Here is a 14,040-nt window from a genome sequence, read left to right as displayed (position 1 = left end):
TATGTTGAAATTGGTAAGGTGTAAGCTTTACTAAGACGCGAGAGCAACGTACCTTTTGCTTAAATGTGCGCGCAAGGAGAAGTAGCGATGACAGAACTGGCGGGTTTTAATCGAGCGGTTGTGGGCAAGCGTACAGATTGGACGGATGAGTTATTTAGTCTGCGTATCAACGGGGCCAATCTCGATTTCAAAGCAGGACAATTTACCAAACTGGCGTTGCCAGGGGAAAACGATAAATTGCTCAGTCGTGCTTATTCTTTGGTGAATGCACCCTCGGTCAATAGTGACTGGTTGGAGTTTCTCATTGTCGCCAACCCAGAAGGACAATTGACGCCGAAACTGCAAGCGTTAAAACCCGGCGATGAGATTTACGTTGGGCAAACCGCGCACGGCGATCTCACGGCAGAAACGATTCCTAAGTCAACCCAAGATCTCTGGCTGTTTGCCACAGGTACGGGCATCGGACCTTTTCTCTCTTTGCTTGACGATATCACTCAGCCACCTCGCTGCGACCAGATTGTTCTGTTGCATGCGGTTCGCTACGAGAAAGATCTCGTTTATCGCTACCTGATAGAACAGCTTGCTGAGCTCTACCAAGGACGCCTCAGATATGTGCCCGTGGTCTCGCGAGAGTCAAGTGCTGGCGCGCTGAAAGGGCGCATCCCTGATTTATTACAATCGGGAGCGCTGTTTGACCATTTGCAGTGTACTCTCAGTGCTGAACGCAGTTTTACCATGTTGTGCGGCAACCCTGAGATGATTAAAGAGACTACGGCGGTGTTGCAAAGTTTGGGGTTGGAAAAATATCGTCGTCAAACAGGTGGACATATCCTCTACGAGCGCTATTGGTAAGTGAGTCTGCGAGGCGGATGTCGCAAAAAAAGAGCCCTGATAAAATCAGCGCTCTTGATTCAGGTGGCGTCAATCACTGCTGATTGATAAAGGCCTTAAATCGTGCTTTGGTTTCATCGTCGGCTTTTTCATACCAGAAGTGCAGCATCTCCTCAGCCGCGCTTGAGGCTTGATGCCCTTCTACCACAGGCTTTAACGCAGCAACGGTGAGCGGGGCGCCAATTGCGGCGATGCCGCCAGCGCGGTTATAGTCTGCCACTTCACGATGAAAATCACGGCCGATTTGCAGCCCTTCCTTGACCAGTTTGTCTTCCTTTTTGTTTACCGTTTTCCCATCGGCATCGACCAACTGCCAGTCGAGCTGCTTGATCTCATTTTCAGCAACACGATGGTCGCGGTATTCCGGCATAACAAAACTCAGTTCACTACCATTGGCATTAAACTTTGCCACAATCACGTCACTTTCAACGCCGATACGGTCATTGCCTTGGCTAAAAAACGGCTCGTAGCGGAATACTATCTGATTCTCACCATCGGGCAGTGTGGCCGTTTTGCTGGTGGAAAAGAGGCTGCCAGAGAGTTTCGGGGTTTTACCATTGGCGACAAATAAGGTGACCTCGTCAGGTACGTTCAGAGTAACCTCTGCAGCGGCAAATCCGCTCAAACTTATCGATAAAAAGTATGTTAACGGTTTAATAAAATTCACAATTTCTATTCCTGAACAATCAGTTACGGCAAGTTTGAGAGTGCCTAGTTCAACGGGGCTTTGCAACGACCTGATGCGAAAAATTAGAGAAATTCACCAAATCTTCACACATCTGGCCGATAAGATTCAGAAAGAGAAATTGATGTTGTAAGAGGGCGATAGCAGTGAACTGCGTTCTCGGACTAAATCGCGCCGTTTGCTTTGCAGCACGTTGCGCTTCTGCTTATCTTGATCGGAATCCTTTAAGCTGCTCAGTTGCCGATCGATGTCGCCAATTTGTCGGTCAATCTCGGCAATTCGCTGCTGAACGAGATACTCTTGCCGGCCCAACTGATAGTTATTGAGAAATTGTTCACTCTCACAAACACCGTAGTATTCCCGGCCCTGTTTCCCGACACGATAACCGTTATCGGGCGAGCAATAGAGTACGGTGCCTTGCTGAAAACCTTTGCGCCACAGATCGCTATCGGCTACGACACCCGCTTCCGCGCAATCTTGGCTGTAACGCTGAATGATGCTGGGATCATTGCCATTTTGCCCATCGCGATAGCCGATTTGTTGCCAGTTGGCGACACGGCACTCGTCTGGGCTCATGGTTGTACAGGCCGATAAAAGCACCGTGAAGGTAGCGCAGGTAAGGATTCGATTCATCAGAGATTACCGTCAGGAAAATAAGCGACAATTTTAATTGAATGGCGTTCAATTGCAACCTCGACTGACAAATCCATACATAAACTACATGCCTCCTGCTTTGGGGGTTGGTGGTTTCAGCGCGGCTTTGAGTGAAAATCCGGTGACCAGCATAGTGCCGCTCAGCACCAACACGCTTCCCGCCACGGTATTTAAACCAATGGGCTCGCCCAGCACCAGATAGCCCCAAAAAATACCAAAAGCAGGGATAAGAAACGTCACCGACAACGCGGAAGCTGGGCCGATTTCAGCAATCAGACGAAAGTACATCAGATAAGCAACACCAGTACATAACACACCGAGGGCGGTAACCGAAAGCATCTCAAAGGAGCTCGGCATTTCACGCATCGGTGCAAATGGCAGCAGAGGAAGCACCAACAGCACCGCCATCCACATGCTGCCGTGCGCGTTATCAAACGCGGCAATTTGCGGAGCATTTTTGGTGTAGTTGGTGGCGATACCGTAGCAAAACGCGGCAGAGACGGCGGCGATAATCGGTAAGATCGCTTGCTGGCCGATTTGTAGCGCATCCCAGCCAACTAATACGACGACGCCGCTAATACCGAGCAGCAAACCCAATACCCCTTTGGCGGAGATCGGGGTGCGGTACCAAAGGTAACTAATGATTACCCCCCAAATGACGGCCGTGGAGTTGAGCACCGCCAATGTCGAGGCGTTGAGAGTTTGCGCAGCGTAGGCGAAACATAGAAAGGGTAAGGCGGTATTAAACAGACCAATCATCAAAAAATGTTTCGGGTGGTGTAACAAAGGCGCGAGATTCTTTTTCAAATAGAGAGCAACCACCAGCAGGCTCAATGCGGCAAACAGAACTCGAAATTCAATCAGATACGCAGGCCCAAAACTGTGCGCGGCGATACGCATGAAGAGAAAAGAGCTGCCCCAAATAGCAGCAAGAAAGAGTAAGCGAAAAAAACTGGCAGCAGACATGGTTGTGACTTCTTTGTTGGAGGATTGTATATGCCCTGTAATGGACGCTGCGATTATACGCCACGGCAGCGAATAAGCGATGCGGAAGATGTGCTTTCGCCACCCGTTTGGCATTTTGTGGCGCGCGTTGCACATAGCACAACGTCGCGACTGGGCGGTTGGCTGCAACCGATTTGAGCTGAATTCTCACAGGGCGAGAATTAGCCGTGATTGTCACTGGCTTCTTGGGCGCGATCTTTTACGATTTGCGCACATTTTAAGCGAGAGGTTAAGGCCAGTGCTCAGCCTGTTTTTCAAGTCATTGTTAGGGGCGGCTGCGGTGCTTCTCATAGCGCTGCTGTCTAAAAGTAAAAGCTTTTACATTGCCGGATTAGTACCGCTGTTTCCCACCTTTGCGCTGATCGCTCACTTCATTATTGGCAGTGAGCGTAGCATGGAGGATTTGCGTCAAACTGCTTTATTTGGATTGTGGTCACTGCTGCCATACGCGGCTTATTTATTGGCGGTTTATTACCTCAGCTACCGTTTTTCACTGCTGGCGACCTTATTTGGCGCGACCTTGGTTTGGCTACTTTGCGCTATGGTGCTGATTGTTGGCTGGACAAAGCTATCCGTGGCCATTTGAGCAGTGTAATTGACGTGCTGGATCACAATTTTGTCATATCGAATCCCGCTTACTTTGCCTCTTGTCACTGTTTTCTATTGATTTGCCAGAAGATTAGCGAAATTGGCTGCAAAACACACCTTTTTTGCCGTTGACAGCCTAGCCAGCTTTACTACGCTTAAGGCTGGTTTTTACGGTCAGTCAGCAAGGAGAACAGAATGGCTACATTCAAGCAGGATATTCCGCATCGTGTCACTGTCTATCATGACAACCACGAGCAGGAGCGTGAGTTAAAAGAGGCAATGCTCCCAGAAAAACCACGTTACTTTAATGGATCACCAACCTACAAAGCGGAAAGCCTCGCTGATTTTGAAGAAAAAATTCGTCAGATGAACTTGTCGTTCGACAAATAGACGTTCACCTGAGTGTTCACCCTATAAAGCCGCTGCGAGCGGCTTTTGTTTTTCGTGCAATCTTACATTGAGCTTTTTGTTATTGGCATATGCCAATAACATGGTTTACCTTTTCGTTATCGATTTGCTTTTTGGAAACACCATGCCCAGACCACGAAAACCGCGCCATATCGGCTGCCGACCACCCGCCAGTTGTTTTAAGCCTAACGGCATTCCGGCATCGAACTTACAAGCCGAAACGCTTGATGCCGATGAGCTGGAAGCGCTGCGTTTGGCCGATCTTCTGCAAATGAATCAGATAGATGCAGCGCAGTGCATGGGGGTTTCCCGACAGACGTTTGGCAACATTGTTAAATGTGCGCGTCATAAAGTCGCGCTCTGTTTGGTGCAAGGCAAAATGTTGAAATTCTCACTGGAGGAAGAATGATGATCATCGCAGTCCCCGTTAACGATCAAAATGTCGCGAACCATTTCACCAAAGCGCAGCGCTTTGCTTTGCTTGATGATCGCGGCAATGTTCTAAACTATTTAGATAATCCGGCGCTAAGCAGTGAAGGTTGTCACGGAAAAAAACGCTTGATTGCGCAATTGCTCGCTGCCAAGGTCAACAAGGTGTTGGTAAAAAACATCGGGCAGAAATCGCTGGCGAAATTGCTGGCTGGTAATGTGTTAGTCGAGCGTGTTGCTGGGCGCAACTCTCTTGCGACTGTGTTGAGCGCTGGAGCCATGCCGCTGACTGAGGCGAGCCAAGGGCGTGAGTGTCGCACCGAGTCGAAAAGTCGCTGTTGTGGCTCGCGCCGAGAGCGCGCTCGTGGCTTGATCGCAACACCAGATACCGCGGCGGCGATGTCGCCCATCAAGGGCTTTCAAGTCAAAGGGCTGCGCAGGCTGTTTAAGGAGTAAATCATGACGACTTTGTTGTACGCATTTGCTTTTTTCCTCATCGTTATCGCGTTGATGGCGATAGGCGTAATGTTTAAGCGCAAAGCTATCCAAGGCAGTTGCGGCGGGTTAAACCAAGTTGGTGTCGATAAAGTGTGCAATTGCGAAACCACCTGCTCCGAACACAAACTGTATCAGATAGCGGAACCGCAAGAGAAAAATAAGGGAGCGTAAGGCTCCCTGTAGCTTAGCTGTGCAAGTTTAGGCGGTTTCACACACTTTTTTCTGTACTGAAGGAGGCGCGGGCTCATAGTGGCTGAGCGTCATTTGGAATGTGCCTTCACCACCTGTCATTGCTCTGAGTTTGCGCGCGTAATCTTGCAGTTCATTGAGCGGTGATTTGCTGCGAATCAGTGAGAAGTGGTTCGTTTGCGGCTCTGTGCCCTCAATCAAGCCGCGATTGGCAGACAAATCGCCAGTGACATCGCCGACGCTGGCCGTGGGGATCACCAGATCCATTTGTACAATTGGCTCAAGCACAATCGGTCCAGCGTTTTCCACTGCATTGAGGAAGGCCTTTTTACCCGCAATCACGAAAGCGATCTCTTTTGAATCCACCGAATGGAATTTGCCATCGTGAACGGTCACTTCAATGTCGCGAATTGGGTTGCCGGAAATCGCCCCTTCTTCTAGCGCTTGCAGAATGCCTTTTTCAACCGCAGGAATGAGTGAGGTGGGGATGGCGCCGCCGACGACTTTGTTGACAAACTTAAAGCCTTCGCCGCGCTCAAGTGGTCTGACACGTAAATGCACCTCGCCAAATTGCCCCGCGCCCCCGCTTTGCTTTTTATGTCGATACTGGCCATCGGCGGCTTGGGTGATGGTTTCGAAGTATTCCACGCTTGGCTGCTCGGTCTCCACCTCCAGTTTGTAGACGCTGGCCATTTTTTCCAGCGCAATCTTAAGATGAAATTCACCTTGGCCGCTTAAGATGGTCTCATTGCTGCGGGCGCGGTGTTCAAGCCGCAGTGATGGATCTTCACTGACGATGCGTTTTAACACTTCGCCCAGTTTTTGTTCATCACCGCGTTTTGTGGGTTTGAGGCTTAGGCTGTACATCGATTGTGGGAACTGTAACGTTTTCAGAGAGATACCATCTTCGTCATGGGAATCGTGCACAATCGAATCAAATTCAAGTTCATCGACTTTGGCCAGCACACAAAAATCGCCTGCGAGGGCTCGAGAAATCTCACTACGTTGCTTGCCTTGTAACTGATAGAGGTGGCCGACTTTAAACGCTTTGTTGCTCTCACCGATATAGAGTTGACTGCCTGTGTTTATCTCCCCCTGAAATACGCGCAGATAGGCCAGTTTGCCCATGTAAGGATCGACGCTGATTTTGTACACATGCGCCACGCTGTGCTCCAACGTCTCGCAGTTGACGCGAATAAGTTGGCCATTTTTCTCCAGCAGCGGTGGGTTGCCCTCGTTGGGCATCGGCATCAATTCGCACAAGGTTTGTAGCAGCAGTTCAATGCCAGCGCCCGTTTCGGCACAGACAAAACAGATCGGGATAACATGGCCAGTACGCAGCGCCTCTTCAAACGGGTCATGCAGCTGTTGCGCTGTGAGTTCCGAGCCTTGCTCCAGATAAAGCGCCATCAAATCCTCATCCACTTCCACCACTTGATCCACTAAGGTTTCATGAGTTGTCTCGACATCTGAAATCAGTGTTGGTGTTTGATATTGCGGGGTGAAAAAACAGTCGACGACTTGGTTGCCATCGGCAGAGGGAAGGTTGATAGGCAGGCAATGTCTGCCAAAATGTTCTTCAATTTGGCGCAGCAGGCGGCTGAGCGCTTTGTCGTTGTGGTCGATTTTATTGATGATGATCATCTGGCATTTTTTCCGCTCACTCGCGAACTCAAATAACCGATCGGAGATTTGAGTCAGCGGCGTGTGCGGATCCAACACCAGCGCAGTGGCTTCGACGGCCGGAAAGACGCTGAGCGTGCGCCCCAGTAGCTCGCTTTGTCCGGGGGTATCGATAATATTGAGGCGGTGATTTTGCCAGCGCAGTGCCACCGGAGTGGCTTCAATACTGTGCTGATATTGGATTGATTGAGCATCAAAGTCGGTGACGGTATCGCCTTTCTCGACGCTGCCTAAGTGCGTGGTAGCGTCGCAGGTAAACAGCAGTTTTTCGATGAGCGTAGTTTTGCCACTGCCCGTTTGGCCGATGAAAGCGATGTTGCGGATTTGGTTGATAGGCATAAGAGCTCCTTGCAATGAATGGAAGAGACGTAACATCCTGAGCGGGCGGGGTTACCGCCTGCCCGTCTTCCAAGTCATTTTGCGCAGATCTCCATACATAGGCTGTCTCGACACGACATGAATACCAGCAAGAGTGTGTACCCATCGCCCCAATTTTTATGTGATTCAATTCATACTGAGCGACATCCACTCTGACGCGCACCACAACTTGCTCCATTTGTTGCACGGATCAACCGTTCGCATTCGCCGCAATGCACATACATACTTACTTACTTACTTACTTACTTGCTTACTTGCTTGCTTGTCGCGCGAGCCGGCTGAGCGTCATGGAGTCGGTCTAAATGGCAGAGCGTTCCGGTGCGCTAGACATCAACGTGGCGTGAGCGTTTCGGCGCAGCAGCCAAATCACCAGTGTTGCCACCGCCAGTACCAAGGCCGCAATGGCAAAGCCACTTTGGGTCGATTGATAGTGGTTGAGTATGGCAATCAACACGTAACTCAAACTTTGCACTAGTGTGGAGAACATACCTATCCCCCCATCCACCCGACCGCGCTGCTCAATTGGGATGGTGTGGTGCATCCAATTGATACGAGCGATTCGGTTTAACGCATTAAAGAAACCAAAACCAGCCGTAAAGAGCAGAATGAATGCGGGTGAAGCGGAAAAACTCATCCCAACCAAGGCTAAAGCGGCAGCGCCAAGTGAATATTGGATGATGGACAACGGGCTGGTTAAAGCCAAAATGCGGCTAACCAACAAGCCCGTAATAAGGGAGCCTAAGCCAAAAGCGATGTTGTACCCTGCAAACCAGTCACCGGAGATCTGTTGTTCGGCAAACCAAATTGGCACGAGTTTGCTAAGAAACGTCAGCACCGGATACGAGAGGCACGAGAGCAAAATGATAGCGTAAAAGCGTGGGCTGGCCGAAAAAATGGTTTTACTCTCAGCCATTTGTGTCCAAAACCGGCTTGGTTGATGCAAACGTAACTGACGTCGGTAAGGCGTGAAGCAATAACTGAGCGTGGCAAGGGCCGAAGCGATGGCCGCAAACAAGGCAAATTCCACTACTCCCCAGTATTCCAGTAACACGACACCAAGCGCCCCTGCGCCTAACGTGGTGCCCTGCATCACCACTTCTTGTTGGCCCGAAATGGCCGCGTACTCGTGGGCATCGTAGTTTTCTTGGGTAAAGGCGTTGTTGGTGCTCCACGCGAGGTTGCTCGAAACCCAGAAGATCAATTGCGCGAGGGCGAGTAGCAGTTGAGAGCCCAAATCGAACAGGTACGCGAGCGCAACCAAAGCGGCAGTGCAGGCTTGAAGCACCTGATTGAACACTAGGATCTGTTTGCGCGAGTGGCGGTCAACCAGAGTGGAAAAAAACGGGGTGAGTACAAAGGAGATGGCAGTACAGGCCAGTGCCGTCATCGCCACAAAGGAGCCCATATCGGGCGTTTGCAGCATAATCCACGGCAGTGCCATCATAAAAAGACCGGAAGAGATCCCATCAAAAAAACGTCCGGATAAGTAAGGCAAGGTACGGTTTTGCGTTCCAGTTCGCAAGTTCATGTTTTTTCTCCATCTAGATAACCAACTTGCGGTTACTGTAGAAGCTCAACTTAACTTGAGGTAAAGCACTTTTTATCGCCAAAGGAGAAATAAGATGGAAATGAGTGTCGGCGATGTGGCAAAGCGTGCCGGAGTCAAAGTCTCTGCATTGCATTTTTACGAGCAAAAAGGATTGATCAGCAGTTGGCGCAATGCGGGTAATCAGCGCCGATATCATCGCAGTGTTTTACGTCGCATCGCGGTAATTAAAGCGGCGCAACAAGTGGGTTTATCGCTGGAAGAAATCGCTGAAGCGTTGGCTGAGTTGCCCAAACACCAAGCGCCAACCAAGCAGCAGTGGGAAGTGATGGCAACTGGCTGGCATGACAAGCTAGAACTGCGCATCGCCCAGTTGAAAGCTCTGCAACAGGAACTCGGTGGGTGTATTGGCTGCGGCTGTTTATCGTTAGAAAGCTGCAATTTACGCAATCCGAAAGATGAAAAAGCAGCCCAGCATTGCGGAGAAAGCCTACTGACCAATCCGCAAGATGAAGATTTTCAGTAAAAAAGCGTGCTCTACAAGCGCTCTAGATGGATCAAATAGTGTTTGGCCGTTTCGAGTATCGCTTGCTGTTCATGTTCGGGTTTGGTTAACCAGTTACGATGCACCATACCAAGGCGAGGGTGCTGGCTAAACAGCGCATCATGTTGATGAACAAAGTGCCAATAGAGGCTGTTGAACGGGCAAGAACCGGGGCCGCTGCGCTGCTTCACCTGATAATGGCACTTTTTGCAATAATCACTCATTTTGTCGATGTATGCGCCGCTGGCAGTGTAGGGTTTAGTACCGACAATCCCGCCATCGGCAAACAGCGCCATGCCGCGAGTGTTGGGCATTTCGACCCACTCTAATGCGTCTATGTAGACGCCGAGATACCACGCATCCACTTCATCGGGGTGGCATTGGCTAAGCAGCGCAAAATTGCCAATCACCATCAAGCGTTGGATATGGTGCGCGTAGGCGTGTTGCAGCGACTGCGTCAGTGCATGTTGCAGGCAGCGCATTTTGGTTTTGCCCGTCCAGAAATAACTCGGTAGCGGGCGCGAAGCTTGCCAGTAATTGAGCGTCGCGTAGTGCGGCATATTGCTCCAGTAAACCCCGCGCACGTACTCGCGCCAGCCAAGGATCTGGCGAACAAAGCCTTCAATCTGCGCGATGTCAATGGCCCCCTTAGCTTGATGATAAGTGCGAATGGCCGCGTCAATCACCTCTCGGGGCGAGAGTATTTTGCTGTTGATGGCAAAGGAGAGTCGACTGTGGTACAGGCTCCACTGGCTCTCATGCTCGCCCGTCATCGCATCCTGAAAATAGCCGAATCTTGGCAGACAGACTTGGCAAAAATGGGCCAGCAAGGTGAGCGACTGGGCGCGGTTGATTGGCCAGAGCAGCCATTCGTCGGCTTGACCAAAATGGTCGACCTGATGTTTTTCGAGCAGCGATAAAATCGGCCGAACGTCGTTGCGAAACTCAAGCGGCTTGGGCAGCTCGGCAATGTCTTTGGCGCTCAGTTTACGGCGATTTTTGCTGTCGTAATTCCATTTTCCGCCTTCGGGCTTTCCATCCGTATCGAGTAAAATGCCGCTTTGCTTGCGCATCTGACGATAGAAATGCTCCATCAGTCGATGTTGACCGGGCTTAAAATGGTTTGAAATATTGCTAAACGGCAGCAAAAAGTGTTCGCTATCGACGCAGCGAAGGCTCTCTACCGGCAAAGCTAATGCAGCGAGCTGTTGATGCAGGCGGTACTCATCTGGCTGCTGGTATTCAAAATAGCGAATGGAGTGCGAATCACAAAGGGCATGCAAGAGCGCAGGCAGATCGGCGTAAGCCGCCGATTCATCAAGAGTGAAATAGCAGACGTGGTGGCCGGCCTGTCGCAGCTCTTGCGCGAAGGCGCGCATCGCCGAGAAAAAGGCGCAGATTTTTTGCACGTGATGCTTCACATAGCCCGTTTCCTGAGCAAGCTCAGCCATCACATATAAAGTGTTTTCATTGGGCTGCTGAAACCAGGAGTGTTCTCGATTGAGTTGGTCACCCAAAATCAGGCGTAGCGTGTCAAATTTCATCGGGCGTGCTTCTCGGTTTTTAGCCTGCTTGTACGCGCTCTGCTGGGCAGAAGATCACTCGCTGCCACGCGGGTTTGCTACCCGCGATGGCTGGATGAGCGAAAACTATTTGCCAATACGAGTGTAGAGACGGGATTTACTTTTGGTTTTCGGTGCCTCAGACAATTTGAGCACCCCTTTTTGTAAAATCAGGTTATTCGGGTAGGTGATGACAGTGCCCGATTCATGCTGGATCAACACATGGAACATGGTGATATCAATGATTTTGCCCCGTACATCTTCATCTTTTTCCACCACTTTAATCAAATCGCCAACGCGATAAGGAAAAACGAAAAAGATCAGAAAACTGGCGGTGATGTTGCTGAGGATCGACCACTGCGCCACCAAGGCCACGCCAAGCACGGCGAAGATCGAAGAGAGAAACAGCGACACATCGCCATAACCGACGCCGGTGGCGATAAGATACAGTGAGGCAAAAACGAACAGTAAGGCGATATTGACGCTGCGCAGAATGAACGCGGTGCGTGAAGCGTGCGCCTGTTTGGTGTTGGCGAGCGCGACAATCGTTTTGCCTATCAGGTGCTTGAACAGGCGGTAGATGAGATACATCACCACCGCCAATACCACTTTATGTATCAGGGATTCTGAGACGTTGAGGTCAAATATCTGCATGGTTTTCTTTAACTTAGTTTGGGTGCACAGGAAATGTGATCATTAACCCAATCCAGTTGAACTGTCTAGTACCAAGCGCAGTGGCTGCAGTGGGACGGCTAACTTGGCAGCGTTTTGAGGTATTCACGCGGCGTGAGACCAAAACGCTGACGAAAGCGTTGGGTGAAACGTTCGGTGGATTGATAACCACACATGAGAGCCAGTTCGCCACTAGAACGAACCCCGTTTTGCATCAGGTTAAGCGCGTGGCCAAGCCGGACGTTAGTTAAAACTTGGCGATACTGAGTGCCTTCCTCTTTGAGGCGGCGAATCAAGGTGGCTTTACTCAGGGCAAAGTGGTGGCAGGCATCCTCAATCTGATGATTTTTTCCGGGTTCGGCAGCGATGAACTCACTGAGCTTTTGTTCAAAGCGCGCCGCACCGAGTGGAAAGAGAAGGTGCAATTTCCCCGCCTCAGCAAGCTGCTGGTATAGGCCAAACAGCCAATAAGCCTGAGTGGCTAAAGTGAGTTCTTGGGTGTTGAGCGAGACAAGAATATCCAAGCTGTGCAGAATGCTCGGCGAAGTTTTGCGCACCGGGCCATCTGATGTCGCTCGCGCTTGGCTGAGCTCTAACATCGCCGGCTCGGGCAAAAGAGAAAAGCTAAACTGTCGTGAGGCAAATTGTCCGTGTGCGGGTAAATTTTCAAACGTGAGCTTTTGCGACGCAGGGCAGTAGAGCAAATGGCGCTGGTTGAGCTCCAGCGTGCTTTCCTGCCAATACAGCCGTTTGCTGCCTGTGCGTACCTGAATGATGCTGGGAGAGAGAATGGCGACATTACGCAGCATTTGCAGTTTGTTGCCGCGGTAATGGGTGATAGCAAAGTGCGTGTTCATTCTCTCTCCGATGTGAGGGTCTGTTTAGCGTACGTAAGTGGCAGTTAACGTGGCTTTGCCAAGTGCCATGCTATTGAGCATAAAGCCCACTAACGCCGCAGAGCTGTTTTCATCTAGTGCCAGTTTCTCTTCAGGCAGTGCCCAAACGGTGAACTGGTAGCGATGCATTCCATGGCCTTTGGGTGGACAAGCGCCGCCGAAAGCGTGTTGGCCGTAATCATTTCGCATTTCGCGTGCCCCGAGTTTGGTCATATCCGCACCGCGAGGCAATGAAGCCAAACTGGCGGGCAGGTTGATCACCGACCAGTGCCACCAGCCACTGCCTGTTGGTGCGTCGGGGTCGTAGGCGGTGATGGCGAAGCTTTTGGTCCCTTCTGGAACGTTTTGCCAGCTCAACTGAGGTGACAGGTTATCCCCTTGGCAACCAAATCCGGCGTATTCGAAACTGCGGTGCATCTTGTGTCCTTCCGCAATATCTTGGCTAGTTAAGGTAAAGTTGGCTGCCATGGCACTGGCTGAACAAAAGGCGCTGATTGCTAGAGCGGTTTTAAATAACGTTTTCATCATGGTGTTCTCCTTGAAGTGGTGAACACCATTCTAGGTCATCCGTGGGTGCTTATTTTGCCTGAAAGTTTCAATGTTAACGAATTTGAATATTAATTTGATACTTTTGGTTGTTCTTGATGATTATAGGAATAGCCCATATTGCTGCAAGCGGATTAACTCTTGCAGCGCGGTGTTGTCGGCTTCTGTGTCGGCGGCTTGGTTATGTAAAGGAGTCCAGAATACCGATTCGGCTTCATGGCAGCTCAGCTCTCCTTGCCAGCCGCGCACTACGTAGTAATGCAGCAGTTGCAGCTCAGAGGTCGGATGGTAGAGGCTGCAGAGATAATCGGCTTGCGTAACCGCGACGCCGAGCTCTTCGGCGACTTCACGCTCAAGCGTCTCGATTTGGCTTTCGCCCGCTTCCATATGACCGCCGGGAATGGCGACCATGTTTGGATCACAAGCTTTCTCTTTGGCGCGTTTCTCAAGCAAAATTTGGTTATCTTTCAGAAGGATAAATGATACGCATGGGTGAACTTGCATGTTAAAGCCTCTAAGATTTATTCGATTTTCCAGCACGGCCAAACCGTGGATCATAGTATTGCATCGCAGCTTGAATCGTGAACAGATAAATGTGGTGAATTTTACTTAATTTTGGTCAATTTCACTGTTAGAACGCAGAGGTACTGCCGCAGTTTGTTTTTAACTATATGTAAAATATAAATTTATTATGTGGCACTTAATTTGCTATCAGAACGCCAAACGAGTTAGGCAATATTTTTTACAGTGTTTTTTATTGGTCGGGGATATAAATTATCGATCCTTGGTCTGAGTTCTATGAAAAATATTAATAGTTTGCGTGAGAACTGTTCGCGAAACATTAAATGAGCAGATTCAGGTCGAAA

General features: G+C 50.1%; 17 protein-coding genes. 7 read left to right on the top strand and 10 right to left on the bottom strand.

Features of this window, described 5'->3' with window-relative positions; genetic code table 11:
- Window positions 1–87 precede the first annotated feature (87 nt).
- Window positions 88–852 (top strand): ferredoxin--NADP reductase, encoded by a 765-nt coding sequence (locus EWA64_RS15755; RefSeq protein ID WP_061894270.1) that lies wholly within the window; start codon window positions 88–90, stop codon window positions 850–852.
- A gap of 73 nt (window positions 853–925) precedes the next feature.
- On the opposite strand, the gene EWA64_RS15750 is transcribed toward EWA64_RS15755, so the two are convergent.
- From EWA64_RS15750 to EWA64_RS15740, 3 genes are all read right to left on the bottom strand, one after another.
- Entirely contained in the window at window positions 926–1,558 is a 633-nt protein-coding gene (locus EWA64_RS15750) for a DUF2057 family protein (protein WP_061894271.1), read from the bottom strand.
- Window positions 1,559–1,684: 126 nt separating this feature from the next.
- Window positions 1,685–2,209 carry a DUF2799 domain-containing protein gene (locus tag EWA64_RS15745; RefSeq protein ID WP_061894272.1) on the bottom strand — a complete coding sequence of 175 codons (525 nt, stop codon included), beginning with the start codon at window positions 2,207–2,209 and terminating at the stop codon, window positions 1,685–1,687.
- A gap of 84 nt (window positions 2,210–2,293) precedes the next feature.
- Window positions 2,294–3,196 carry a DMT family transporter gene (locus EWA64_RS15740; protein WP_061894273.1) on the bottom strand — a complete coding sequence of 301 codons (903 nt, stop codon included), beginning with the start codon at window positions 3,194–3,196 and terminating at the stop codon, window positions 2,294–2,296.
- 277 nt (window positions 3,197–3,473) lie between these two features.
- On the opposite strand from EWA64_RS15740, the gene EWA64_RS15735 reads away from it, so the two are divergent.
- The 5 genes from EWA64_RS15735 (at window position 3,474) to nqrM (ending at window position 5,329) form a co-directional block, all read left to right on the top strand.
- Window positions 3,474–3,821: a GlpM family protein gene (locus EWA64_RS15735; protein ID WP_061894653.1), complete on the top strand. Its 348-nt coding sequence runs from the start codon at window positions 3,474–3,476 to the stop codon at window positions 3,819–3,821.
- Window positions 3,822–4,018: 197 nt separating this feature from the next.
- Window positions 4,019–4,213 carry a hypothetical protein gene (locus tag EWA64_RS15730; protein ID WP_061894274.1) on the top strand — a complete coding sequence of 65 codons (195 nt, stop codon included), beginning with the start codon at window positions 4,019–4,021 and terminating at the stop codon, window positions 4,211–4,213.
- Window positions 4,214–4,355: 142 nt separating this feature from the next.
- The gene (locus EWA64_RS15725; RefSeq protein ID WP_039429143.1) at window positions 4,356–4,640 is read left to right on the top strand and encodes a DUF134 domain-containing protein; all 285 of its coding nucleotides are present in this window, start codon (window positions 4,356–4,358) and stop codon (window positions 4,638–4,640) included.
- Window positions 4,637–5,116, top strand: a complete 480-nt coding sequence (locus EWA64_RS15720; RefSeq protein WP_061894275.1) for a NifB/NifX family molybdenum-iron cluster-binding protein — start codon at window positions 4,637–4,639, stop codon at window positions 5,114–5,116. The genes EWA64_RS15725 and EWA64_RS15720 overlap by 4 nt, the downstream gene beginning before the upstream one ends.
- Window positions 5,117–5,119: 3 nt before the next feature.
- Window positions 5,120–5,329: a (Na+)-NQR maturation NqrM gene (nqrM, locus tag EWA64_RS15715; protein ID WP_061894276.1), complete on the top strand. Its 210-nt coding sequence runs from the start codon at window positions 5,120–5,122 to the stop codon at window positions 5,327–5,329.
- Window positions 5,330–5,356: 27 nt separating this feature from the next.
- Here the strand turns inward: nqrM and fusA are convergent, their stop codons facing one another.
- The gene (gene fusA, locus EWA64_RS15710; RefSeq protein WP_061894277.1) at window positions 5,357–7,369 is read right to left on the bottom strand and encodes an elongation factor G; all 2,013 of its coding nucleotides are present in this window, start codon (window positions 7,367–7,369) and stop codon (window positions 5,357–5,359) included.
- 337 nt (window positions 7,370–7,706) lie between these two features.
- Entirely contained in the window at window positions 7,707–8,936 is a 1,230-nt protein-coding gene (locus tag EWA64_RS15705) for an MFS transporter (protein WP_061894278.1), read from the bottom strand.
- A 94-nt stretch (window positions 8,937–9,030) separates the two neighbouring features.
- Between EWA64_RS15705 and soxR the strand changes: the two genes are divergently transcribed.
- Window positions 9,031–9,480, top strand: a complete 450-nt coding sequence (gene soxR / locus EWA64_RS15700) for a redox-sensitive transcriptional activator SoxR (protein WP_061894279.1) — start codon at window positions 9,031–9,033, stop codon at window positions 9,478–9,480.
- Window positions 9,481–9,491: 11 nt separating this feature from the next.
- Here soxR and EWA64_RS15695 read toward each other — a convergent pair whose 3' ends face one another.
- From EWA64_RS15695 to EWA64_RS15675, 5 genes are all read right to left on the bottom strand, one after another.
- On the bottom strand, window positions 9,492–11,042 hold the full coding sequence (locus EWA64_RS15695) for a cryptochrome/photolyase family protein (protein WP_061894280.1): 1,551 nt from the start codon (window positions 11,040–11,042) through the stop codon (window positions 9,492–9,494).
- Between the two features lie 105 nt (window positions 11,043–11,147).
- Window positions 11,148–11,714, bottom strand: coding sequence for a mechanosensitive ion channel family protein (locus EWA64_RS15690; RefSeq protein ID WP_061894281.1), 567 nt, complete (start codon window positions 11,712–11,714; stop codon window positions 11,148–11,150).
- 98 nt (window positions 11,715–11,812) lie between these two features.
- Window positions 11,813–12,589 (bottom strand): helix-turn-helix transcriptional regulator, encoded by a 777-nt coding sequence (locus EWA64_RS15685; RefSeq protein ID WP_061894282.1) that lies wholly within the window; start codon window positions 12,587–12,589, stop codon window positions 11,813–11,815.
- Window positions 12,590–12,613: 24 nt separating this feature from the next.
- The gene (locus EWA64_RS15680) at window positions 12,614–13,153 is read right to left on the bottom strand and encodes a YbhB/YbcL family Raf kinase inhibitor-like protein (protein ID WP_061894654.1); all 540 of its coding nucleotides are present in this window, start codon (window positions 13,151–13,153) and stop codon (window positions 12,614–12,616) included.
- A gap of 123 nt (window positions 13,154–13,276) precedes the next feature.
- Entirely contained in the window at window positions 13,277–13,678 is a 402-nt protein-coding gene (locus EWA64_RS15675; protein ID WP_061894283.1) for an NUDIX hydrolase, read from the bottom strand.
- Between the last annotated feature and the right edge of the window lie 362 nt (window positions 13,679–14,040).

Source organism: Vibrio cidicii, assembly GCF_009665415.1.
Lineage (GTDB): Bacteria > Pseudomonadota > Gammaproteobacteria > Enterobacterales > Vibrionaceae > Vibrio > Vibrio cidicii.
This window is presented reverse-complemented; position numbering and strand designations above follow the sequence as displayed.

Coding starts and splice junctions, on each gene's coding strand:
- EWA64_RS15755 (WP_061894270.1), top strand. CDS start 88: ATGACAGAACTGGCGGGTTTTAATCGAGCGGTTGTGGGCAAGCGTACA.
- EWA64_RS15745 (WP_061894272.1), bottom strand. CDS start 2,209: ATGAATCGAATCCTTACCTGCGCTACCTTCACGGTGCTTTTATCGGCC.
- EWA64_RS15740 (WP_061894273.1), bottom strand. CDS start 3,196: ATGTCTGCTGCCAGTTTTTTTCGCTTACTCTTTCTTGCTGCTATTTGG.
- EWA64_RS15730 (WP_061894274.1), top strand. CDS start 4,019: ATGGCTACATTCAAGCAGGATATTCCGCATCGTGTCACTGTCTATCAT.
- EWA64_RS15725 (WP_039429143.1), top strand. CDS start 4,356: ATGCCCAGACCACGAAAACCGCGCCATATCGGCTGCCGACCACCCGCC.
- EWA64_RS15720 (WP_061894275.1), top strand. CDS start 4,637: ATGATGATCATCGCAGTCCCCGTTAACGATCAAAATGTCGCGAACCAT.
- nqrM (WP_061894276.1), top strand. CDS start 5,120: ATGACGACTTTGTTGTACGCATTTGCTTTTTTCCTCATCGTTATCGCG.
- fusA (WP_061894277.1), bottom strand. CDS start 7,369: ATGCCTATCAACCAAATCCGCAACATCGCTTTCATCGGCCAAACGGGC.
- EWA64_RS15705 (WP_061894278.1), bottom strand. CDS start 8,936: ATGAACTTGCGAACTGGAACGCAAAACCGTACCTTGCCTTACTTATCC.
- soxR (WP_061894279.1), top strand. CDS start 9,031: ATGGAAATGAGTGTCGGCGATGTGGCAAAGCGTGCCGGAGTCAAAGTC.
- EWA64_RS15695 (WP_061894280.1), bottom strand. CDS start 11,042: ATGAAATTTGACACGCTACGCCTGATTTTGGGTGACCAACTCAATCGA.
- EWA64_RS15690 (WP_061894281.1), bottom strand. CDS start 11,714: ATGCAGATATTTGACCTCAACGTCTCAGAATCCCTGATACATAAAGTG.
- EWA64_RS15685 (WP_061894282.1), bottom strand. CDS start 12,589: ATGAACACGCACTTTGCTATCACCCATTACCGCGGCAACAAACTGCAA.
- EWA64_RS15680 (WP_061894654.1), bottom strand. CDS start 13,153: ATGAAAACGTTATTTAAAACCGCTCTAGCAATCAGCGCCTTTTGTTCA.
- EWA64_RS15675 (WP_061894283.1), bottom strand. CDS start 13,678: ATGCAAGTTCACCCATGCGTATCATTTATCCTTCTGAAAGATAACCAA.